Source organism: Aurantiacibacter gangjinensis, assembly GCF_001886695.1.
GTDB classification, from domain to species: domain Bacteria; phylum Pseudomonadota; class Alphaproteobacteria; order Sphingomonadales; family Sphingomonadaceae; genus Alteraurantiacibacter; species Alteraurantiacibacter gangjinensis.
Map to the genome: position 1 here is coordinate 1157882 of NZ_CP018097.1, position 19638 is coordinate 1177519.

Here is a 19638-nt window from a genome sequence, read left to right on the forward strand (position 1 = left end):
GCCATCTCCTCTGGCGAAGCGGATGCCCGTGCGCGATTGCAATTGCAACTGCCGCGCAAGCGTCAGTCGTCCTTGCGGCGCACGCCTTCATCGCGGATCGGCGTGTTGGGCACGCCAGCGGCTGGGCCTGCCATTCGGGCCATGACCAGCAGCTTGCCGCGCGTCCATTCACGCTCCTGCTGCGGTTCGAACGAGCCGGAGACCGACTCTTTCAGCGCCGCCACGACGTGCCCCAATTTCTCGAGAGCAGTCGTGTGGACGCGGTTGTCCCACGCCAGTTCCGCCTGTCGCACCACTTCCTCGCCGATGGCACCATAGATATTGGCGGCGGAGAGGATGGCCCAGCGGCGCCGGAACGGCAGGCGGCCCGCGCCGATGCGGGCATGCGCATCGTGGATTTCGGCCATATCGATCAGCCGCTTGGCCATCTTGACCAGCGCGGTGCGATGCTGCGGCTTCATGTGCTCGCCGGGCGGAATGTCGAACTCCGCCAGCCATTCCTGCGGCAAATAGCAGCGCCCTGCGGCATCATCCTCGGCAATGTCGCGGGCGATATTGTTGAGCTGGAAAGCAAGGCCAAGATCGCAAGCGCGGTCCAGCGTATCCTCTGCATCGGACGGCACGCCCATTACCTTGGCCATCATCACACCGACGGCGCCTGCCACGTGATAGCAATAGCGCATCAGGTCGCCCGTCGTGCGCGGCATCCAGCCTTCGGCATCCAGCTGGAAACCGTCGATCACATCGTCGCACATGTCGCGAGTGATGCCGGCTTCGGCAGCGACGAGGCCAAGGGCATCGAAGGCGACATCGGCCGTCGGCTGGCCATCGAGCGCACGGTGGGTGAGGATGCGGATCGCCTCCACCCGGTCCTGCGCACTGGCATTGTCGAGCTTTAGCTCTCCGCCATGGTCCTGCCCGTCGGCAATGTCGTCGCACCGTCGGCACCAAGCATAGAGCAGGTGGGTGCGGTCGCGCGTCGGCTTGTCGAAGAGGTAGCTGGCGACATTGAAGCTCTTTGAGCCGTTGGCGATGCTGTCACGCGCCTTGCCGATCAGGGCGAAGCGATCGCGCCCGCCGCCCATCTGGCGCGGCGTATTGCGCACGACCTGGCTTGCGACGAGGGGCCGGGGCCGGACGCGCTGGAGCGTGCCGCGTGTCACAAATCGTCCACGCGCATCTGCACGATCGTCTTGGCGGGCCGGTGTTCGGCCATTTTGCCAAGCAGGCCATCGATAGTCCGGTCGATGATCATGATATTGCGGTGCGCTTCCCTCACAAAGCCGATGTCGGCCATATGCCGGTTGAACGCAACAAGCCCGTCGAAGTATCCCAGCGCATTGAGAAGGCCGACAGGCTTCTGGTGATAGCCCAGCTGCGCCCAGCTGATCGCTTCCCACAATTCGTCCATCGTGCCCACGCCGCCCGGCAGCGTCACGAACCCGTCGGAAAGGTCGGTAAAGGCCTGCTTTCGCTGATGCATCGTGTCGACCACGTGCAGCTCTGTGCAGTCCTTGTTCGCGACTTCCATGTCGACCAGCGCCTGCGGGATCACGCCGATCACCTCGCCGCCCGCTTCCAGCGCGGATGATGCGATCGCGCCCATCAAACCGGCCTTCCCGCCGCCATAAACGACACCGATCCCGCGCTCCGCCAGCGTGCGGCCCACATGGCGTGCCAGCTGCATGTAAGCGGGATCGGCAGGCGTGGCGGAGCCGCAATAGACAGCGAGGCGTTTGAAAGATGTCATACATCCTCCCCGAGACGGGGAGGGGGACCATCCGCAGGATGGTGGAGGGGTTCGGTCAAACTAGGGCTCCTGCTGTCACAAATCTGGACGACGCGCGTAACAACCGCCTCGATATCGTCAAGTATCGCCTGCGCAGGAATGCGCGTCGTGGCAATGCCACGCGACCGCAGGAAGGCGGATCGGTTGTGGTCTTTCGAGCTCGCAGCCACGCTGTCGTGTGCGCGTCCGTCGACCTCGATTGCGAGCCTGGCCTTCGCACAATAAAAGTCGAGCACGTAGTCGCCCGCCGGATGCTGCCTGCGGAACTTGAAATCGCTGGGACGCTTTCTGAGTTCTCGCCAGAGGAGCGTTTCGGGCAGTGTCATCTCGCCACGTAACTTACGGGCGAGTTTAACTGTCGATCGCGGTCCGGTAATCACCTTCGGTGCCCCTCCACCATGCTGCGCATGGTCCCCCTCCCCCGGTGGGGGAGGATTATCATACAGACAAGTCCTCAACCATCAGTCCTGCGGTCGCCTTCGCGCTGCCGACAACGCCGGGAATGCCTGCGCCCGGATGCGTGCCGGCGCCCACAAGGTAGAAATTGTCGATCACATCGTCGCGGTTGTGGCCGCGGAACCAGGCGCTTTGCCACAGCACGGGCTCGAGGCTGAAGGCGCTGCCCATATGCGCATTGAGATCGGCGGCAAAGTTCTTTGGCGCGTAGTGGAACTTGGTCACGATCCGGTCATGGATATCCGGAATCAGGCGCCGCCCGACCTCGTCGAGGATGCGCTTTTCCAGCTGCGGGCCGACTTCGTCCCAGTTGATCGGCATCTTGCCCATGTGGCTGACTGGCACCAGCGCGTAAAACGTGCTCTGCCCCTCGGGCGCCATGCTGGGGTCGGTGACACTGGGGTGGTGCAGGTAGATGGAGAAATCGGCAGGCAGGATGCCCTTGTGGTAGATGTCGTCCACCAGCCCCTTATAGCGCGGGCCGAAAAGGATCATGTGGTGCGGAATGCCAGGCCACCTGCCCTCGACGCCGAAATGCACGACGAAGAGCGAGGGCGAGAAACTCTTCTTGGTGAGCGATTTGCCGTAGCTTTTGCCGCGATGGCTGTCGCCCAGCAGATCTTTGTAGGAATGCACGATATCCGCATTGCTGGCGACCGCATCGAAGCGCTGGCTCCAGCCGCTGGCGGTGTGCACGGCCTTGGCGCGCTTGCCTTCGGTTTCTACGCGGGTCACGGCATCGCCCACCCGCATCGTGCCGCCCAGCCGCTCGAAATGGCGGACCATGCCGGCGATCAGGCGATTGGTGCCACCGCGCGTCCACCATACGCCGCCATCCTTTTCCAGCTTGTGGATGAGCGCGTAGATGCTGCTCGTCTTCATCGGGCTGCCGCCCACCAGCAGCGTGTGGAAGGATAGCGCCTCGCGGATCTTCTCGTTCTTGATGTAGCTGGAGACCATGGAATAGACGCTGCGCCATGCCTGCTTCTTCGCCAGCGCGGGCGCGGCCTTCATCATGCTCTTGAAATCGAGGAATGGCACGGTGCCTAGCTTCACGTAGCCTTCCTCGTACACCTCGGCGGCATATTGCAGGAAGCGTTCATAGCCTTCGACGTCCTGCGGCTCGAGCTTCATGATCTCCTTGCGCAGGTCTTCTTCATCGTTCGAATAGTCGAAATTGGTGCCGTCGGGCCAGTTGAGCCGGTAGAAGGGCATGACCTTCATCAGCTCCAGGTCTTCATCCATGTCGTGGCCGGTCAGCTCCCACAATTCGCGCAGGCAATCGGGGTCGGTCACCACGGTGGGGCCGGCATCGAAAGTGAAGCCGTCCTTCTCCCAGAAATAGGCGCGGCCGCCGGGCTTGTCGCGACTTTCGACCACGGTGGTGGCGATACCGGCGCTTTGCAGGCGGATGGCGAGCGCCATGCCGCCGAATCCTGCGCCGATGACGCATGCGGTTCTGCCTTCGGGCGTGCTCATTGGGGAGTTTTCCTTGTGGGATCGAGGAGCGGGGGGGATTCGGAAAGGATGGCGGAAATGGCGCGACGGACGGGAACCGGAGGCTTGCCGGCCAGAACCCGCAACTTGTCGGTGAACCGGCTTGTTCCCGCATAAAAGCGTTCGATGAGCCCTTCGCGCAGGCGATAGAAGCGGGAGAAAATGCGGTATCGCTGCGCCGGGTCGGCGGCGCCGAACAGCATGGTGCCGAGCAGGCGGTAAAAGCCCATGCGCTTCCAGTGGCGGCGCGCCTCGGCTTCGATCTTGGCGGCCAGTTGCTCGCCCGGCAGGTCCGCATCCTCGGCTATGGAGAGTGCCACGCGCACGGCGATGGGCAGGGTATAGCTGGTGAGCGGATGCACCAGGCCCGCCCGCGCGCCCGCAAGCACCACGCCGGGCGTGCGGTGCGCTTCGGTGTAAGCGCCGAAATCGCCGCCGGTGATCACGGGCAGCACGCCGGTCTCGAAACCGACAGGCTCGCCCTTGATGCCGATGGCATGGCAATATTGGTCGATCCGGCCCGAAAGCGCGCTGCGGTCGAGCGTCGGCTTGTCGGCGTAATAAGTGTCCTCGATGAAGAGATCATGCGCGCCCAGCGGCAGGACGTATACGAAACGGTACGCACCGCCATTGCCGGACGGGGCCAACTGGTCGACGGCGGCATCCATGATGACAGGGCGCGCAATGCCGTGCGGTTCGGCGGTGCGCAGGTGGCGGCCCATGAAGACCTGCCAGCCGCCCGTCAGGTCGCCCGTGGTGGCAAAGCCGCGGCAATCGATCACGGTGCGCGCAGTGATGATCGCTCCGTCGCGAAGGGTGACGCTGCCCGCATCCAGCTTCGCCACTTCCGCGCCGGTCAGGATCGCGTCATCAGCCAGCTCTCGCTGAAGGCGCGCGGCAAAGTCCTCGCTGGCGAGCGAGCGGTATGCGCCGCGCAGCTTGCGGCGATAACCGGGGAAGCGGACATGGTATCCATCATCCCATTTCGCCTTGCGAAAACCTTCCATCAGCGATGTGCCGTCCGGCGAAAGGTCGCTGGCGAACCAACTCCAGCGGTGATTGCCGCCAATGGCAGGTCCTGCCTCTATCAGGCGGACGGTGATGTCGGGCCGATGCCGCGCCAGCGCCAGCGCGATAAGTCCGCCCGAAAGGCCGCCGCCGACAATGGCAATATCGCAAGTGCGCCCGGTCATACTGCCAACGGCCTTAGCGGAATGCGGGAGGCGCGCAATCACCGCCAATGGTCCGGTATTGAAATGAAACTCGCCGGGGAACCGCGTTATGGCCAAGTCGTTGCGAAGCAAAAGGATAGAGGGATAAGCCACATGACCATTCGCTCCACCGCTGCCATCATGCTGGCGGCCACGGCCCTGATTGCAGCGCCTGCCTATGCGCAGGAAGATATCGAGCCTGCGGTGCCGAATATCGATCTCGACGATGCGGTGTTCTCCGGCGACTTCGTGACCGTGGGCGTAGGCGGAGCCTACACACCATCCTATCAGGGGTCGGACGATTACGTTCTGTCCGTGCTTCCGGTCATCATCGGCTCCTATGGCGGGATCGACGTGAACCCGCGCGCCGGTGGCATCACTGTCGATTTCGTGCCCGACAACGATAGCGGCCTCAGTTTCGATGCAGGTATTGCCGCGCGCTTTCGCGGCGACCGCGCCAGCCAGATCGAGGACGAGGTCGTCGAGCAGTTCGGCGAGCTGGATACCGCGATCGAAGTCGGCCCGAGCGTCGGCGTGAATATCGACGGCGTGCTCAATCCCTTCGATACCGTAAGCTTCGGCACGGCAGTGATGTGGGACGTGGCGGGCGCGCATGAAGGCATGGTGGTCAATCCGGTGGCATCCTATACCACGCCGCTATCGCGCGCGGTGATTGGAAACCTGTCGCTCTCTGCCGAATGGGCGGACGAGGACTATCACGACTATTATTTCCGCGTCGATCCGATTAACAATGTGAATGTCGCCCCCAACAGCGATGCTTTGCCCGGCTTCGAACCCGATAGCGGCGGCTTCAAGTCGCTGTCGGCCACCATGCTGGTGGGTATCGACCTTGACGGCAACGCATTGAATGGCGGCTGGGGCATAGTGGTGCTGGGCGGTTATACGCGCCTCGTCGGCGATGCGGCGGACACGCCTTTCACCAGCATTCGCGGTTCCGCCGACCAATGGCTGGGCGCATTGGGCATTACCTACACGTTCGGCCTGTAATCGGATTAACCGGCGGCCAGCCCTTCCTGCGCGCTGGCCACAAGCTCCTGCAACGCTCGCATATGGGCGGCGAAGGCGCGTTTTCCCTCGCCGGTAAAGCGCGCCCAGGTGCGCTGCCTGCCATCGCGCGCGGCCTTTTCCAGCTTCACGTAGCCTGCCTCTGCCATGGCGGAGAGGTGCTTGGACAACACGCTGTCGCTCACATCCACCAGTTCACGAAGCCGCGCGAATTCCACGTCATCCGTGTTGGACAGCACGGCGCTGATCTGCAGCCGGGCGGGATGGTGCAGCACGGGGTCGATCTCAGCTGCGCCGCTCATTGTGCCGCTGCCTCGCGCAATTCGCGCTTGTAGGCCGATTGCCACCAAATGCTGCCCAGCGTGCAGACGATGAAAGTGGCAAGCCCTGCCAGCAAGGCCAGGGGGGCAGGGACAGGCTCCCCGCGCGTTGTCCATGACAGTCCGGCGAGCGCGACCACGACAACAGTCATGCCCAACGTGATCAGCCGGGGCTTTTGCCCATGCCAGCCGGACACGAACATGCCGTACCGCTTCTTGTCATCGGTGAAGAGCCAGATGATGAGCGCGAAGGCCAGCAATGCCGAAATGCCAAAATAAAGCGTGGGCAGCGAGATGCCGATGACGAAAAGCGTTTCCGCCACGCCAAACAGCGCATGTCGCCACAGCGGCCACTGCGTGGTTTCAGCCATCCGGCTTCTGGTCTGCGCCACGGCATCCAGCGCGGCGTGTGCTTCATTGCGGTCCATGTCGGGCTCCTTCGCTTTCCAATATGGAAAGAGATAGCCTTCACTTTCCGATTCGGCAAGTGATAACTTTCCGCATTGGAAAGTTAATCTCCCGCGCGCATGAAAAAGGGGAGCGACCGGTCGGCCGCTCCCCTCATATTCAGTCGGAAAGAGGCGCTCAGTCCTCTTCGATATTCAGTTCCGGACGCGGCGGCGGCAGCGGGGCATTGCGGTCGCCGGTCATCAGGTAGGTGTCGAACCAGCGCATCATGCGCAGGTTGTAATCATACTGCGCGGCGGCGCGCGCATTGCCATGGCCTTCACCCGGATAGGTGACGAGGCGCAGCGGCGTATCGGGCGCACGCACGCGCATGTGGCGGTACAGCTCGTAGCTCTGCGAAGGCGCGACGCGGGTATCTTCCTCGCCATGCATGATCAGCAGCGGCGTGGTGGCGCGATCGACATAGTAGATCGGGCTGACCTGCAACTGGCCGAGCCAGTCTTCCCACGGCCATTCGCGGGCGTGGACGAGGTACATTTCCATCGGAATGTCGCTGGTGCCGAACTTGCTGATCTGGTTGGAGATACCCACGAACATCACGCCAGCGGCGAAATGTTCTGAATTGTAGGTGCTGCTCCATGCTGTGGCATAGCCGCCATAGGAACCGCCGGTGATGCCCACACGGTCCGGATCGGCGATGCCCGCTTCGACCAGCGCATTCTTGCCGTCCACCAGATCCTCGAACTCGGGATCGGTGTAATTGCCCTGATGCTGTTTGGAGAAATCGGTGCCGTACGCGGTGGAGCCGCGATAATTCGGTTGGAACACGGCGTAGCCTGCGCCTGCCGCGACCTGGCCGGGACCGCCGTAATTGGTGGTCCAGCCATTGCTGTCATGCGCTTCGGGGCCGCCATGCACATCGAAAATGGTCGGTGCGCCGCCTTCGGGCACACCGCCCACGGGCAGCACCAGCACGCCTTCGATTTCCTGGCCGTCCGACGCAGTAAAGGTGAACGTGCGTTGCTCGCCGAAAGTGATATCGGCCAGCCACGGATTGTGGTTGGTCCAGCGGGTGAACTCGCCATTGTTGAAGCTGAACAGCTCGTTGGGGTGGGTGGGGGCGTTGGCTTCCACCACCAGGCGGTTGCCGCCCTGCTCAAGGCTGGTGAGGATCAGCCCGTCGGGATCGTATTCACGCAGCTCTTCGCCATCGTTCGAATAGAAGCGTAGCACGCTTTGCGCGCCGACATGGATGATGGTGGCGAGGCGTCCGTCCGACATCCATTCCGCATCCACGGCCGCTTCGGGCGCGCCCTGGTTCAGAGCGCGATATTCGCCGGTCGATACATCGACGAGGTGCAGCGTGGTGTCTGCCGGATCGTTTTCGTCGATCCCGGCAATCATGGAAAGCTGCGTGCTGTCGGGCGAGATCTCGATATCGCCCACCTTGCCCGGCGTTTCCACGGTGACGAGGTTGCCGGTGGTGAGGTTGAGGATATGCGCGCGCTTCGACGTGTAGGCATCGTCGATCAGCGGGGTAGGCGCGCTGGTGATCATGGCGAACTGGCCATTGGGCGCGATTTCGAACGCATCGACATAGCCGGGCACGGCTACCTCCAGCGGCTCTGCATCCACTTCGGTGCCAACATTGGCCACGAACATGCGGTTGAGGCGCGGCTCTTCTTCGTAGACGACCGAGTTGAACCCGGCTTCGCGCTGCGAATTGCGATCTTCATCGGGCGCGGCGCTGGCCAGCAGATACGCGCGGCTGCCATCGGGGCTGAAGGCGTAGTCGCTTACCGCAGCATCTTCCACGGTCGCCAGCATGCGATAGGCACCGCCATCGACCGGCACGCCGTAGAGCGAGCGGTCGCCGCCATCGTCGCTCCATAGGAAGGTGATCATGGAATTGTCAGGCGTGAAACCGATGCCGGAGATACGCATGTCTTCGGGCAGGTAGGCTTCGACGTCCATCGGCCCTTCGGCCAGCATCAGCTGCTGGCTGGTCGTGCCGTTTTCCTCTCCGCGCGTTACGTCGGGCTTGTGCGCGCGGGTGTAGATGACATGGCTGCCATCGCTGGAAATCTCGATCGTGCCGGTGCTTTCGACGCGGGCGACATCTTCGGGCGTCATCACGCGCTGGGCCAGGGCCGGTGTGGCCGGCAATGTCAGCGCGGTGGCGAGCAGTGCATAGCGGAGCATGGTCATGGGATGAAGCGATCCTCTCTCGTGGATGGTTATCTGTTGCAGGCGCTCATAGCGATAATGCCGCAACAGGCAAACCGTGCCCCGCTATCGACAGGCTGAAGCAAATTGTAACCGGGCGCTGTTTCCGGCCGAAAGCATGGCCGACACCAGAACACCGACACAGGGACTACAAAGCATGAATCCGTCACAACTCATCGCGGCGCGCGTCGCCGTCATCGCGCTGATCGCCACGGTGGCGACGCAGCTTGTCTATATCGGCCTTTCAAGCATGGGCGGCACGGTCAATCGCGACATCATCTGGGCGGTCGAAGTGCTGCTGTTTGCAGTGGTGGCGGTTGCTGGCTTCGCGCTGATCTCCACGCGCCCCATCATGGGCAGCGCCATCGGCACCTTCGGCGTGCTCAACACCATGCAGGCTGGTATCGGGCTGGTGATGTTCGGCCCGCTGTTCGAAGGCGGAGAGGCGCTGGCGCCCGTCGCGGGCGCGGTGCTGGCGCTGGCATTTTTGCTCTACTTTGCCGCCAAGCTGGCGATCGGGCTAGGCGCTCTGACTGCCGGGCTGCTGCTCTATCGCCACACGGGTGGCGGCGTGCGCATACTCGGCCTGCTGACCGCGATTGCGGGCGGTATTGCCGTGGTGCTGAACGGCCTCGCCATCTTCCCGCAGACCGATCTCACCTATCCCGCAGGCGGTGCGGGCACGGTGGCGACGCTGCTGCTGGCGCTGGCTCTCGTGCCTACCGGCCGCGCCGATACCCGGCATTGATCCTTACGGGCGCGCTCAGCGCCCGCGCAGGAACATGTTGATCGTCAACCGCCCGCTTGCCGGATCGCCGGTCAGCGCGGCGGGATCGGGGATGACGCCCGAATGCAGCAAGCGCCCGCGATAGAGGATGAGCCTGTCGGGCCGCGCCTCGATCTCGCCGATCAGTTCGTAGCGCTCGTCATCACCGTGGAAATAGGCGGCTGGCGGAATGCCGTATGTCGCCTCGTCCGCTTGCAGCCCCGCATCATAGGCCGCCTCGCGCTCGGGCGTGATCGTCTCGAAGCCGGTGCGTTTGTGGCGGTAGAAGGCGGTGCCGCCGGTTTCCGGCCCCAGCAGGTAGTGCATCACGGCGATCAGCTGGCCTTCGGAATGATCGTAATGCGGAATGCGCTGAATGGGCGAGAGGTCCTCCGGCGCTTTGGTGACGAGCGAGAAGGTCGAGGCTTCGCACGACACGCCTTGCTGGAAGCCGAAGACATGCACCATGGCCTGCATCATCAGCTCGCGGCGGCGCTCGAGATAGGTCGGCTCGATCCATGACCTGATACCGGGATAGGCCGCGCCGCCCTCCTGGTATTGCGCTTGCCGTCCTGCCTTCAGCAACTCGTCCACCATGCCGCTGAACTCGTCGATCTGTACGACGGGTTCGCGCTCGGTCCCGAACTGGTGGACTTTGATCGGCGGAAGGCTCTGCGACACGCCTGCGACCGTGCGAGCACTGGCGCCGCGTGTCAATCGCGTGGCTGTTCTCGCAACAGTGAGCTGGAATAGGGCTGCAGCAGAGCTTCTGCCTTGTCCCAGCCAGCGTGCAGCCACGTCGCCCATGCCCCGCGATCGGGCGGCAGGATGGCGGGCATGGCGTCGCGCCCGATCCGTTTGACCGCCGCATTGGGCTCGGCAGAGAGGAGAGCGAAGCCGGGCACTTCGCTGTCTTTCCAGATGGCGGCGAGGGCGAAAATCGGCTGGTCGGCAAGAGTGAACCAGTGGCGATGCCGCTTGCCCTCGCGGTCCAGTCCGGCGCCCCATGCCATGAAGGCCGTGGCGGGCACCAGGCAGCGGAACTCAGGATTGCGCAGATTACCGATCCAGAACGGGCTCTCACGGTTGCGCACGCTCAATATGGGTCGCGCGATATCGCCTGCAGCCGGAGGCGGCGGCACACCCCACAGGCGCGGCACCATGCGCCATGGCTGGCGGCCCGGGTTCGGCCCAGCGATGAACTCCCGCCCCGCCGTGATGACGGGCGCGAAGCTGCCGGGCGCCACATGTCCACCCGGCCATGGGTCGTTTCCCATCGCGATGCCGAAGCGGCGCGCTATGGCAGCCGCATCGGCATCGCAGCGGTAAAGGACTGTCATCGTGTGTGAAGCCGCTCCGCTTAGGGAGTATAGAAAGTCGGCGAACCCGGCCCCACGGGAATGCCGAACACGAAGGTCCAGAGGTAGAAGAACACGCTCCAGATTGTGATGAAGAAGATCGTATAGGGCAGCATCATCGCGATCATCGTGCCGACGCCCAGATCCTTCTGGTAGCGCGTCGCCCAGGCGAGGATCAGGCCGAAATAGCTCATCATCGGAGTGATGATATTCGTTGTGCTGTCACCGATACGATAGGCCGCCTGGATCGCCTCGGGCGAATAGCCGATCAGCATCAGCATGGGCACGAAGATGGGCGCGGTTACGGCCCATTGCGCGCTCGCGCTGCCCAGCGACAGGTTGATGATCGCGCATAGGAGGATGAACAGGAAGAAGACCGCAGGACCGGTCATGCCGGTCTCGACCAGGAAATTCGCGCCCGTCACCGCGGTGATCGCGCCGAGATTCGTCCAGCCAAAGAATGCCACGAATTGCGCGGCGAAGAACACCAGCACGATATAGAGGCCAAGGCTGGAAAGCGCCGCCGACATCGCATCGATCACGTCGCGGTCCGTCTTCATGGTGCCGGTCACGCGGCCATAGGCGTAGCCGATGGCGACGAAGAAGATGAAGATCCAAACCACAAAGCCATCGAAGAACGGCGAGTCCATCCGGTCGCCCGTTTCGGCATTTCGCAGGATGCCCCATTCGGGGATCAGCGTCAGCGCCATCAGGCCCAGCACGCCCAATAGGGCAATGCCTGCCCAGCGCAGCCCCTTGCGCTCCGTATCGGTCAGCGGCTGCATCATGCCCTCGTCGAGGATGGTCGGGTCCGCCTTGCTGGCGTCGTATTTGCCCAGCTTGGGCTCGACGATGTAGATGCTCACCGCCGAACCGATGATCGCGATCAGGAAGGTAGAAGCGAACATGAAATACCAGTTCGCGGTCGCCAGCACGGTGTAATCGGGGTCGATCAGCTGCGCGGCTTCCTGCGTGATGCCCGCCAGCAAGGGGTCGATCGTGCCGATCAGCAGGTTCGCCGAATAGCCGCCCGAGACCCCCGCAAAGGCCGCCGCCATGCCCGCCAGCGGATGGCGGCCCAAAGCGTAGTAAATCGCGCCGCCGAGCGGGATCAGAACCACATAGCCCACTTCGCTGGCGGTGTTGGAGATGATCCCTGCAAACACGATGGCCACCGTCACCAGCTTGGGCGGTGCACCCATCACCAGGCTGCGCACGGCCGCACTCAGCAAGCCGGATTTTTCCGCAACGCCCACGCCCAGCATGGCGACCAGCACCACGCCCAGCGGGGCAAAGCCGGTGAAATTGTCGACCAGCCCTGTAAAGATGCGCCGTACACCGTCGCCATCCAGCAGGCTGACGGCGCGGATCATGCCGTCCTCTGCCACACCGTTGGCTCCGGCAGGGCGGGGGTCTTCCACCGCGACGCCCATCCAGCCCATCATGCCCGACAGCAACACGATGCCGAAAGCCAGCAGCGCGAACAGCGTAACCGGATGCGGCAGCAGGTTCCCCAGCCATTCCACCCCGTCGAGGAAGCGGGTGAAGGCGTTGCGCTTGCCTTCCTTGTACTCGGTGGTGGGGGTGGGAAATTCTGTCATGGAGGGCCCTCGGAAGGTCTGAAAACGATCGCGCACATGCGTAGCGGCATTGCACCCTTTCTCAAGGGGGCATCCTTGCGGGAAGCTGACTGGCCATAGTCCGGAGCATGATCGCGCTTGCCAAACGCGGTGCGTGCCATCACCAAAGCGGCATGGGGACTCTCAAGCCGGACCGCCGCGCGCTCGTCATCGCGCTCGGCATAACCACTGTCACCGTGGTCATCCTGCTGGCGATGAACCGTCCGCCCATCTGCGAATGCGGCTATGTGAAGCTGTGGCACGGGCAGATCAACGATAGCGGCAACAGCCAGCATATCGCCGACTGGTACACGCCCAGCCACATCATCCACGGCATGATATTCTACGCGCTCGCCTGGTGGCTGTTCGTGAAGAGAGAGGCCGGCGGGCTGAGCGCAGTGCGCTGGGGCCTGCCGCTCGCCGTGCTGCTGGAGGCGGCGTGGGAAGTGCTGGAGAACACGGAGCTGGTCATCAACCGCTTCCGCGACGTCACCGCCAATTTCCGCTATTCGGGCGACAGCGTACTCAATTCCTTCGCCGATATCGGCTGGATGAGCTTCGGCTTCTGGTTGGCCCTGCGACTGCCGGTAAAGGTCACCGTGGCGCTGGCACTGATCGGTGAGGTTGTGGCGGCGCTGGTGGTGCGCGACAATCTGACGCTCACCGTCATCATGCTGCTTTTCCCGATAGACGCGATTGCCGAATGGCAGGCGGCAGGCGACGTGCGCTAGTCGATAAAGGCGAGGTCGCTCAATCGCAGGCGCACCACGAATGCATCGAACGACCCTGCACTCGGTCCGCCCAGCGCGGCCTCCGTCATGCCTGCCACCACCACGGTGTTGCCGAGGATCGAAAGATAGCCGCGCTCTTCATGCGGAGAGCCGAACTGGCGGCTGGCCAGCACATTCAGGTTCGTATCGAAGCGATAGACAATCACGTCGCCAGTCTCGCGCGCGCCATCGGCATTGGTTCCGGCAAGGTCGCCATAGCTGTGCCCGACCGCGACCAGCGTGCCGTCATCGGCAATGGCGAGCTTTCGGAAGGCATCCGCCTGCGCGCTGCCGATCTGGTTGATTGCCAGCAGGTTCAGATCGCTATCGTATTTTGCAATGAAGGCATCGCCGTTGCCCCGGTGCCCGCCTTCCAGATTGCCTGCGGTGAAGCCCGCCACATAGACGTTGCCTGCCGCATCGGTGACATTGTCCAGCACCCAGTCAGGCTCGGTCCCCGCGCTGGTCAGCACCGTTCCACGGCTTCGCGTCGGAGCCGCACTTGCAAGGCCGGTATAGCGTTCCAGCCACGCAGCCGCGCCGCCCGATCCATTACCGAAGAACCAGCCTGCACTGGTGAGCGTGCCTTCGCCCGCCGCGCCGCCGGTTGTCGCGCGAAAATCCAGCCCGCCCCATGCTTCGGACACCAGCACGCCGGTCGCAGGCGGCTCGATCAGCACGCGCCAGACATTGGCCAGGTCGCTCGCGCGGTGCTTGGCGACAAGGTGCTGCGGATCGGTGCCCATAGCACTCGCAGGGCTGCCCTGGCCCGACACGAACAGATTGCCCGCATTGTCGAAGATGATGTTGCCATAGCCATCCAGCCCGCGATTGCCGAACTGGTTGCTGGCGACCAGCGCACCGTCCGACAGTCGCAGCTTCAGGATTATGCCGTCCCACGCTCCGCCAGAGGTAAAGCCCGGCAGCGCGCCATGCGTGCGTCCGGCGACATAGAGATGCGCTGCATCCGTTACGCCGTCGAACGGCAGGGCGCCATCGGGCAATTCGGTCTCGTACGTCCAGCCGCGCGAGCCGTCGGGCCGGATCTGCGCCACGAAGATGCGATTGTCCGCTCGCGCGCCGCCTGTCAGGCTGCCATCGCTCTGGCCCAGCACATAAATATTGCCCGCCGCATCGACGGCTTGCCCGCCGACGATTTCCTTGCCCGCGCTGCCGAACTGCGCCAGCGCCTGCGGCACGGCGGTGGCGGTGGATACGGGGCTGGCGAAGCGGAACTGGTTGGCATTCGATAGCGACAGCTGCTTGCTTGCATTGCACAGCGCTTCGGGATTGTTGGGCGGATTGCCGCTGACGGGCAAGGGCACGAAATCGCAAGGGAAGATGAAGGCGATCAGGTCCAGCTCGCTCGGGCGGCTGTCGAACAGGTAGTAGCCATCCGTCGCGCAGCCATCGGACGCATCGCAAAAGACCAGCTCGTAATCGCTTGCCGATCCGCGCAGCTGGATATGGCCCGCGTCGTAATCGAAATTCTGGATGACGGCGTAATCATTGTCCACGCCATCCGCGCCGCGCGCGAAAAACGGCGTCGCGATCTCAGCCGTGCCTAGGATGAAGCGGTCGCCCCCCTGCGCGGAATAGGCAAGGTCCAGATCGACATTGCCCGTGCCGCGCACGATCTTGATCCGGTCCGCGCCCGGCACCGGCGCGCTGGGATCGACGGGCAGGAAGGTGTCGTAGCCAGTTGTCTCGCCATCGATGAAATCGGTGTCGATCATGGTGTAGGCCAGATCGTTATTCGGCACGCCCGAGCCGAAAGTCAGGTCGCTCTCCCCGGTCAGCCGGCCGATATCGGGCGTTTCGACGGGCATTGCGGGAAAGGTCGCAGCATAGGCAAGTGCGCTGGCTGGCGTGGGTGTGGGCGTCGGTGTGGGAGAGGGGGCGCCAATAATCGGTCCGCCGCTATCGTCATCGCCCCCGCACGCGGCAAGGGAAAGAGCCAGCGCACCGGCAAGGGCGAAACGACAAACGCGGTATCCGGGCATCGGCAATCCTCCTCGACACAAGAAGGCGCTGCCTATCGGCGGAATGTCGCAGAATTATCGCGGATCGGCGCAGTTTTGTCGCCAATTGTAACGGACTTGCACCGCGCCGGACCGGATGCCTCAGGAACGGGAAACGGGCCGCGACACATGATCGCGGCCCGTCCCCTCATCAAGGCGTCGTCCTTAGAACTGGAAGCCGACGCCTCCACTCACACCGGCATAGCCGCGCGTGTCGATGCTGGCACCGAATTTGACGACGCCGTTGCCTTCGTCGAACGTGGCTGAGGCACCGACGGCAAAGGCCGTTTCGCCGCGGAAATGGCCGACACCTGCACCGACCATCGTTCTGCCGGGCTGGAAGGCCTGCGGCAGGCCGGCCACCGCGAGGGCGCCTGCCGTTCCGGCGAAGCTGTCCTCTCGCAAGGCGTCGAGGTCGAAGTCCAGGCTGGCGAGGCGTTCATCCGTGTAAAGCTGCGCCTCGGCAAGGGTTGCGTCCAGTTCGCTGCGCAGCTGGCCGAGATTGACCGCATCGGTAGCCGCGACCGCCGGAGCGACATTCGTCAGGCGAACAGGTTCTGCCGCAGCGCCGGCCAATCGCACGGTGTTGGTGCGCGTAGGGCTGGGTTGTGATGGATCGCCATCCTGCACGAATTCGAGCGCTTGGGGACCGATATTGCCCACCTGATCTTGCAGTGCGGCGATGTCGGACGTGTTGGTCGTTACTCTGCCATCCAGCGCCGCAACCTCTCCCGCATTGTTCGATACCTGACCCTGTAATCCGCCAAGCGCGGCCTCGTTGGCGGACACCCGCTCATTCGTGGCGAAAAGCTGCGAACCGTTTACGGCATCGCTGGACGTGGCCGAAACCGCTCCATCCGCGACATTGGTCACAGTCGTGCCGTCGGCGCCGCCGAGCGTTACGGTAGACTGCGTGGCATCGTCATATTGCACGGCAAGGTTGTCCAGGGCGGCAAGGCCGTCTGCCACTTCCTGTACTTGGCCGACATTGGCGGCATCGGTCGCTGCCGTGCCGTCTGCCACATTGGTGATCTGGCGTTCCGCTCCCGGCGCGCCGACGGAAAACTCGCCTGCCGATCCTGCTTGCGGCCCGCGCGTGGCGGTCGATCCCGCACCGATGGCCACGCTATTGGGCGCTGTGACGGATGAATCCGCGCCGATGGCGATACTGCCCGTCGCGCCGGGTCCTGCTTGCGCGCGGTTGCCGAAGGCGATGGCGTCGATATCGGCTGCGCTCGCCTCATTCCCGTTCTCGCCGAGGCCGGAGATGCGGTTGCCGCCGATGGCTATGCCGCCTTCCTCGTCCAGCTGGAAACTGTCGGCAGTGGCATCGCACTGATCGGCCGGACCGACGACATTGCCGTCGCTGTCGAGAACTTGGAGCGTCACCGGATCGCCAGCGGCCGCTTGCGCCAGCAGGTCTGCCACATCGATCGACAGATTGTCGGGCAATGGCGTGCCGATAGGCAGGCCAAGGCCGGTGGCGATGATGGCATTCACGGCGTCTTCGGTAGGCGTAACCACCCCGTTTACCACCGGGCCGAGAATGTCGGTGACAGTGGAGGGCGGCAAGCTTACGCCGGAACAGACGCTGACGACCGGATCGGTCGCCTGTGCTTGGGCCGAAACGGCAGAGAGCCCCGCGACCGCGATGGCGGCTGTCGACACGCAGGACCGGATGGCGAAACTATTGATTCGGATAGACATTTACATGCTCCTCGTTGCTGGCCGATGAGTTGGCCGCACGCAAAAGGCGGCCTCTGCGCATGAACGCCAAGTTAATGTTAACCATCTGAAAAACATGGTTTATTTTATTGGAATCGCAAAGTCGCGTGAGGCCATCCGCCATGCCGCGCAATGCATTCGGTTCGTGCGCGAATTGGTTCCCTCAGTCGGGCCGAATTCCCGCGCGCCCGGACCCACTGTAAACGCGGTCAACTTCACTAATATCAACCTGGCCGGCGGTGAGCAGGCTTGCGTAATTGTCTGCTTCCGATCGATCTTTTCGGTTGAGGCGCCCGACAACAGCGGTGAGGTGAAACACGGCTTTCAACGAGATAGTGCCAAAGACTCCAAACCGGATGTGCCGAGCGTGCAATGGATCGGCTGCGCTGGACTAAGTGCCTGTCGCCATCTACACCCGTTTCCAACCCCGGGGAGCCATGAGGCTGAGAGGGCGGTTCGAGTCCGCCGACCCGTCGAACCTGAACCGATTAGCATCGGCGGAGGGAGTGGGCAGACGGCAACGGATGCCTGCTCTTCCGCCTTCGAGGAGAGAGCATATGGCCGACATCAATTCCAAGCTGGAGATCGGCGTCACCACCGGGCCCATCCGCGGCAGCCGCAAGATCCACGTGGGTGACCGCAAAGTGGCCATGCGCGAGATCGACCTCGAACCCTCCGCCGGCGAGCCGCCGGTGCGCGTATATGACACGTCCGGCCCCTATACCGATCCCGAAGCGCGCATCGATATCTCCGCTGGCCTGCCGCATCTGCGCCGCGATTGGCAGCTGGAGCGCGGCGATATCGAGGAATATACCGCACGCGAAGTGAAGCCGGAAGATAACGGCCAACTCGGCCCGGATCGCTCCGGCGGCGTGCCCGCCTTCCCCAATGTCTCCAAGACCGTCTATCGCGCCAAGCCGGGTAAGAACCTCTCCCAGATGCACTATGCCCGCCGCGGCATCATTACCCCGGAGATGGAATATGTGGCCGAACGCGAAAACCTCGGCCGCGAACGCAAGGCACAGTATGACCGCGACAACGGCAACAGCTTCGGCGCGGAAATCCCCGATTACGTAACGCCGGAATTCGTGCGCGACGAGGTTGCCCGCGGACGCGCCATCATCCCCTCCAACGTCAACCACCCGGAATGCGAACCGATGGCGATCGGGCGCAACTTCCTCGTCAAGATCAACGCCAATATCGGCAATTCCGCCGTCGCATCCGACGTGGCGGCAGAGGTCGACAAGATGGTCTGGTCCATCCGCTGGGGCGCGGACACGGTGATGGACCTCTCCACAGGCCGCAACATCCACGACACGCGCGAATGGATCATCCGCAACAGCCCCGTGCCCATCGGCACCGTGCCCATCTACCAGGCGCTGGAAAAGGTCGGCGGCGTGGCCGAGGACCTTACGTGGGAGGTGTTCCGCGACACGCTGATCGAGCAGGCCGAGCAGGGTGTCGACTATTTCACCATCCATGCGGGCGTGCGCCTGCCCTACGTGCCGATGGCCGCCAAGCGCGTGACCGGCATCGTGTCGCGCGGCGGCAGCATCATGGCGAAATGGTGCCTGGCGCATCACAAGGAAAGCTTCCTCTACGAGCATTTCGACGAGATCACCGAGATCATGAAGGCGTATGACATCGCCTACAGCCTGGGCGATGGCCTGCGCCCCGGCAGTATCGCCGATGCCAATGACGAAGCGCAGTTTGCCGAGCTCTACACCCTGGGCGAACTGACCAAGCGCGCCTGGGAGCAGGACGTGCAGGTGATGATCGAAGGCCCCGGCCACGTGCCGATGCACAAGATCAAGGAGAATATGGACAAGCAGCTGGAAGCGTGCGGCGAAGCGCCCTTCTACACGCTCGGGCCCTTGGTGACGGACATTGCGCCCGGCTACGACCACATCACCAGCGGCATCGGCGCGGCGCAGATCGGCTGGTACGGCACGGCGATGCTCTGCTACGTCACGCCCAAAGAGCACCTCGGCCTGCCCGACCGCGACGATGTGAAAGTGGGCGTGGTGACCTACAAGCTCGCCGCCCACGCGGCAGACCTCGCCAAAGGCCACCCCGCCGCCAAGGTGCGCGACGACGCGCTGTCAAAAGCGCGCTTCGAATTCCGCTGGCGCGACCAGTTCAACCTGTCGCTCGACCCCGACACCGCCGAGCAATATCACGACCAGACCCTCCCCGCGGAAGGCGCGAAAACCGCCCACTTCTGCTCCATGTGCGGCCCCAAATTCTGCTCTATGAAGATTTCGCAAGAGGTGCGCGAGTTTGCCGCGAAGCAGAACTCCGACAGCTATCTGGCGAGCGAGGACCTGAGGGGCGAGAACACCCCCGAAGAGCGCGCCAAGAACGAGGCTGGCATGGAGGAGATGAGCGAGGTTTACCGGGAGAAGGGTGAGAAGCTGTATTTGCCGGAGGAAAGGTGATCCCGCGT

17 protein-coding genes and 1 riboswitch are annotated in these 19638 nt (G+C 63.5%); of the genes, 4 read left to right on the forward strand and 13 right to left on the reverse strand.

Translation table 11 applies throughout. The features are described 5' to 3' along the window. Window positions 1-62: 62 nt before the first annotated feature. Genes BMF35_RS05685 through crtY form a run of 5 tightly spaced genes read right to left on the reverse strand, consistent with a single transcriptional unit; the run spans window position 63 to window position 4935 of the window. A complete protein-coding gene (locus BMF35_RS05685; RefSeq protein WP_064971417.1) occupies window positions 63-1163 on the reverse strand; it encodes a phytoene/squalene synthase family protein in 1101 nt (366 codons plus the stop codon). Continuing rightward, complete coding sequence (locus BMF35_RS05690; protein ID WP_047007259.1) at window positions 1160-1750, reverse strand: LOG family protein; 591 nt, start codon at window positions 1748-1750, stop codon at window positions 1160-1162. Before BMF35_RS05690 ends, BMF35_RS05685 begins: the two co-directional genes overlap by 4 nt. Further along, the gene (locus BMF35_RS05695; protein WP_071961177.1) at window positions 1747-2169 is read right to left on the reverse strand and encodes an endonuclease domain-containing protein; all 423 of its coding nucleotides are present in this window, start codon (window positions 2167-2169) and stop codon (window positions 1747-1749) included. The genes BMF35_RS05690 and BMF35_RS05695 overlap by 4 nt, the downstream gene beginning before the upstream one ends. 58 nt (window positions 2170-2227) lie before the next feature. Then, a complete protein-coding gene (locus tag BMF35_RS05700; protein ID WP_047007261.1) occupies window positions 2228-3724 on the reverse strand; it encodes a phytoene desaturase in 1497 nt (498 codons plus the stop codon). After that, complete coding sequence (gene crtY / locus BMF35_RS05705) at window positions 3721-4935, reverse strand: lycopene beta-cyclase CrtY (RefSeq protein ID WP_047007262.1); 1215 nt, start codon at window positions 4933-4935, stop codon at window positions 3721-3723. Before crtY ends, BMF35_RS05700 begins: the two co-directional genes overlap by 4 nt. A 132-nt stretch (window positions 4936-5067) precedes the next feature. On the opposite strand from crtY, the gene BMF35_RS05710 reads away from it, so the two are divergent. Then, entirely contained in the window at window positions 5068-5961 is an 894-nt protein-coding gene (locus tag BMF35_RS05710; protein ID WP_047007263.1) for a MipA/OmpV family protein, read from the forward strand. 5 nt (window positions 5962-5966) lie between these two features. Here BMF35_RS05710 and BMF35_RS05715 read toward each other — a convergent pair whose 3' ends face one another. The 3 genes from BMF35_RS05715 to BMF35_RS05725 form a co-directional block, all read right to left on the reverse strand. Continuing rightward, entirely contained in the window at window positions 5967-6281 is a 315-nt protein-coding gene (locus BMF35_RS05715) for a transcriptional regulator (RefSeq protein ID WP_047007264.1), read from the reverse strand. Further along, the gene (locus BMF35_RS05720) at window positions 6278-6727 is read right to left on the reverse strand and encodes a hypothetical protein (protein WP_047007265.1); all 450 of its coding nucleotides are present in this window, start codon (window positions 6725-6727) and stop codon (window positions 6278-6280) included. The genes BMF35_RS05715 and BMF35_RS05720 overlap by 4 nt, the downstream gene beginning before the upstream one ends. Window positions 6728-6884: 157 nt before the next feature. Beyond that, complete coding sequence (locus BMF35_RS05725; protein WP_052766087.1) at window positions 6885-8915, reverse strand: alpha/beta hydrolase family protein; 2031 nt, start codon at window positions 8913-8915, stop codon at window positions 6885-6887. A gap of 175 nt (window positions 8916-9090) precedes the next feature. Between BMF35_RS05725 and BMF35_RS05730 the strand changes: the two genes are divergently transcribed. Beyond that, window positions 9091-9681, forward strand: a complete 591-nt coding sequence (locus BMF35_RS05730; protein WP_047007266.1) for a hypothetical protein — start codon at window positions 9091-9093, stop codon at window positions 9679-9681. Between the two features lie 15 nt (window positions 9682-9696). Here BMF35_RS05730 and BMF35_RS05735 read toward each other — a convergent pair whose 3' ends face one another. The 3 genes from BMF35_RS05735 to BMF35_RS05745 are packed head-to-tail and all read right to left on the reverse strand — an operon-like array spanning window position 9697 to window position 12658. Then, window positions 9697-10380, reverse strand: a complete 684-nt coding sequence (locus BMF35_RS05735; RefSeq protein ID WP_047007672.1) for a DUF6445 family protein — start codon at window positions 10378-10380, stop codon at window positions 9697-9699. A 32-nt stretch (window positions 10381-10412) separates the two neighbouring features. Next, window positions 10413-11039 carry an SOS response-associated peptidase family protein gene (locus BMF35_RS05740; protein WP_047007267.1) on the reverse strand — a complete coding sequence of 209 codons (627 nt, stop codon included), beginning with the start codon at window positions 11037-11039 and terminating at the stop codon, window positions 10413-10415. Window positions 11040-11059: 20 nt separating this feature from the next. Next, complete coding sequence (locus BMF35_RS05745) at window positions 11060-12658, reverse strand: AbgT family transporter (protein WP_047007268.1); 1599 nt, start codon at window positions 12656-12658, stop codon at window positions 11060-11062. 152 nt (window positions 12659-12810) lie between these two features. Between BMF35_RS05745 and BMF35_RS05750 the strand changes: the two genes are divergently transcribed. Then, window positions 12811-13407 carry a DUF2585 family protein gene (locus BMF35_RS05750; protein ID WP_047007673.1) on the forward strand — a complete coding sequence of 199 codons (597 nt, stop codon included), beginning with the start codon at window positions 12811-12813 and terminating at the stop codon, window positions 13405-13407. Here the strand turns inward: BMF35_RS05750 and BMF35_RS05755 are convergent. Together BMF35_RS05755 and BMF35_RS05760 are read right to left on the reverse strand one after the other, a co-directional pair. Beyond that, a complete protein-coding gene (locus BMF35_RS05755) occupies window positions 13404-15449 on the reverse strand; it encodes a hypothetical protein (RefSeq protein WP_156172152.1) in 2046 nt (681 codons plus the stop codon). The two genes, BMF35_RS05750 and BMF35_RS05755, sit on opposite strands and share 4 nt — an antisense overlap. A gap of 183 nt (window positions 15450-15632) precedes the next feature. Next, window positions 15633-17174 (reverse strand): YadA-like family protein, encoded by a 1542-nt coding sequence (locus tag BMF35_RS05760; RefSeq protein WP_082115706.1) that lies wholly within the window; start codon window positions 17172-17174, stop codon window positions 15633-15635. A gap of 436 nt (window positions 17175-17610) precedes the next feature. Continuing rightward, a riboswitch (TPP riboswitch) is annotated at window positions 17611-17716 on the forward strand. A gap of 33 nt (window positions 17717-17749) precedes the next feature. Here BMF35_RS05760 and thiC point away from each other — a divergent pair. Then, window positions 17750-19630, forward strand: coding sequence for a phosphomethylpyrimidine synthase ThiC (thiC, locus tag BMF35_RS05770; RefSeq protein ID WP_047007272.1), 1881 nt, complete (start codon window positions 17750-17752; stop codon window positions 19628-19630). Window positions 19631-19638 lie beyond the last annotated feature (8 nt).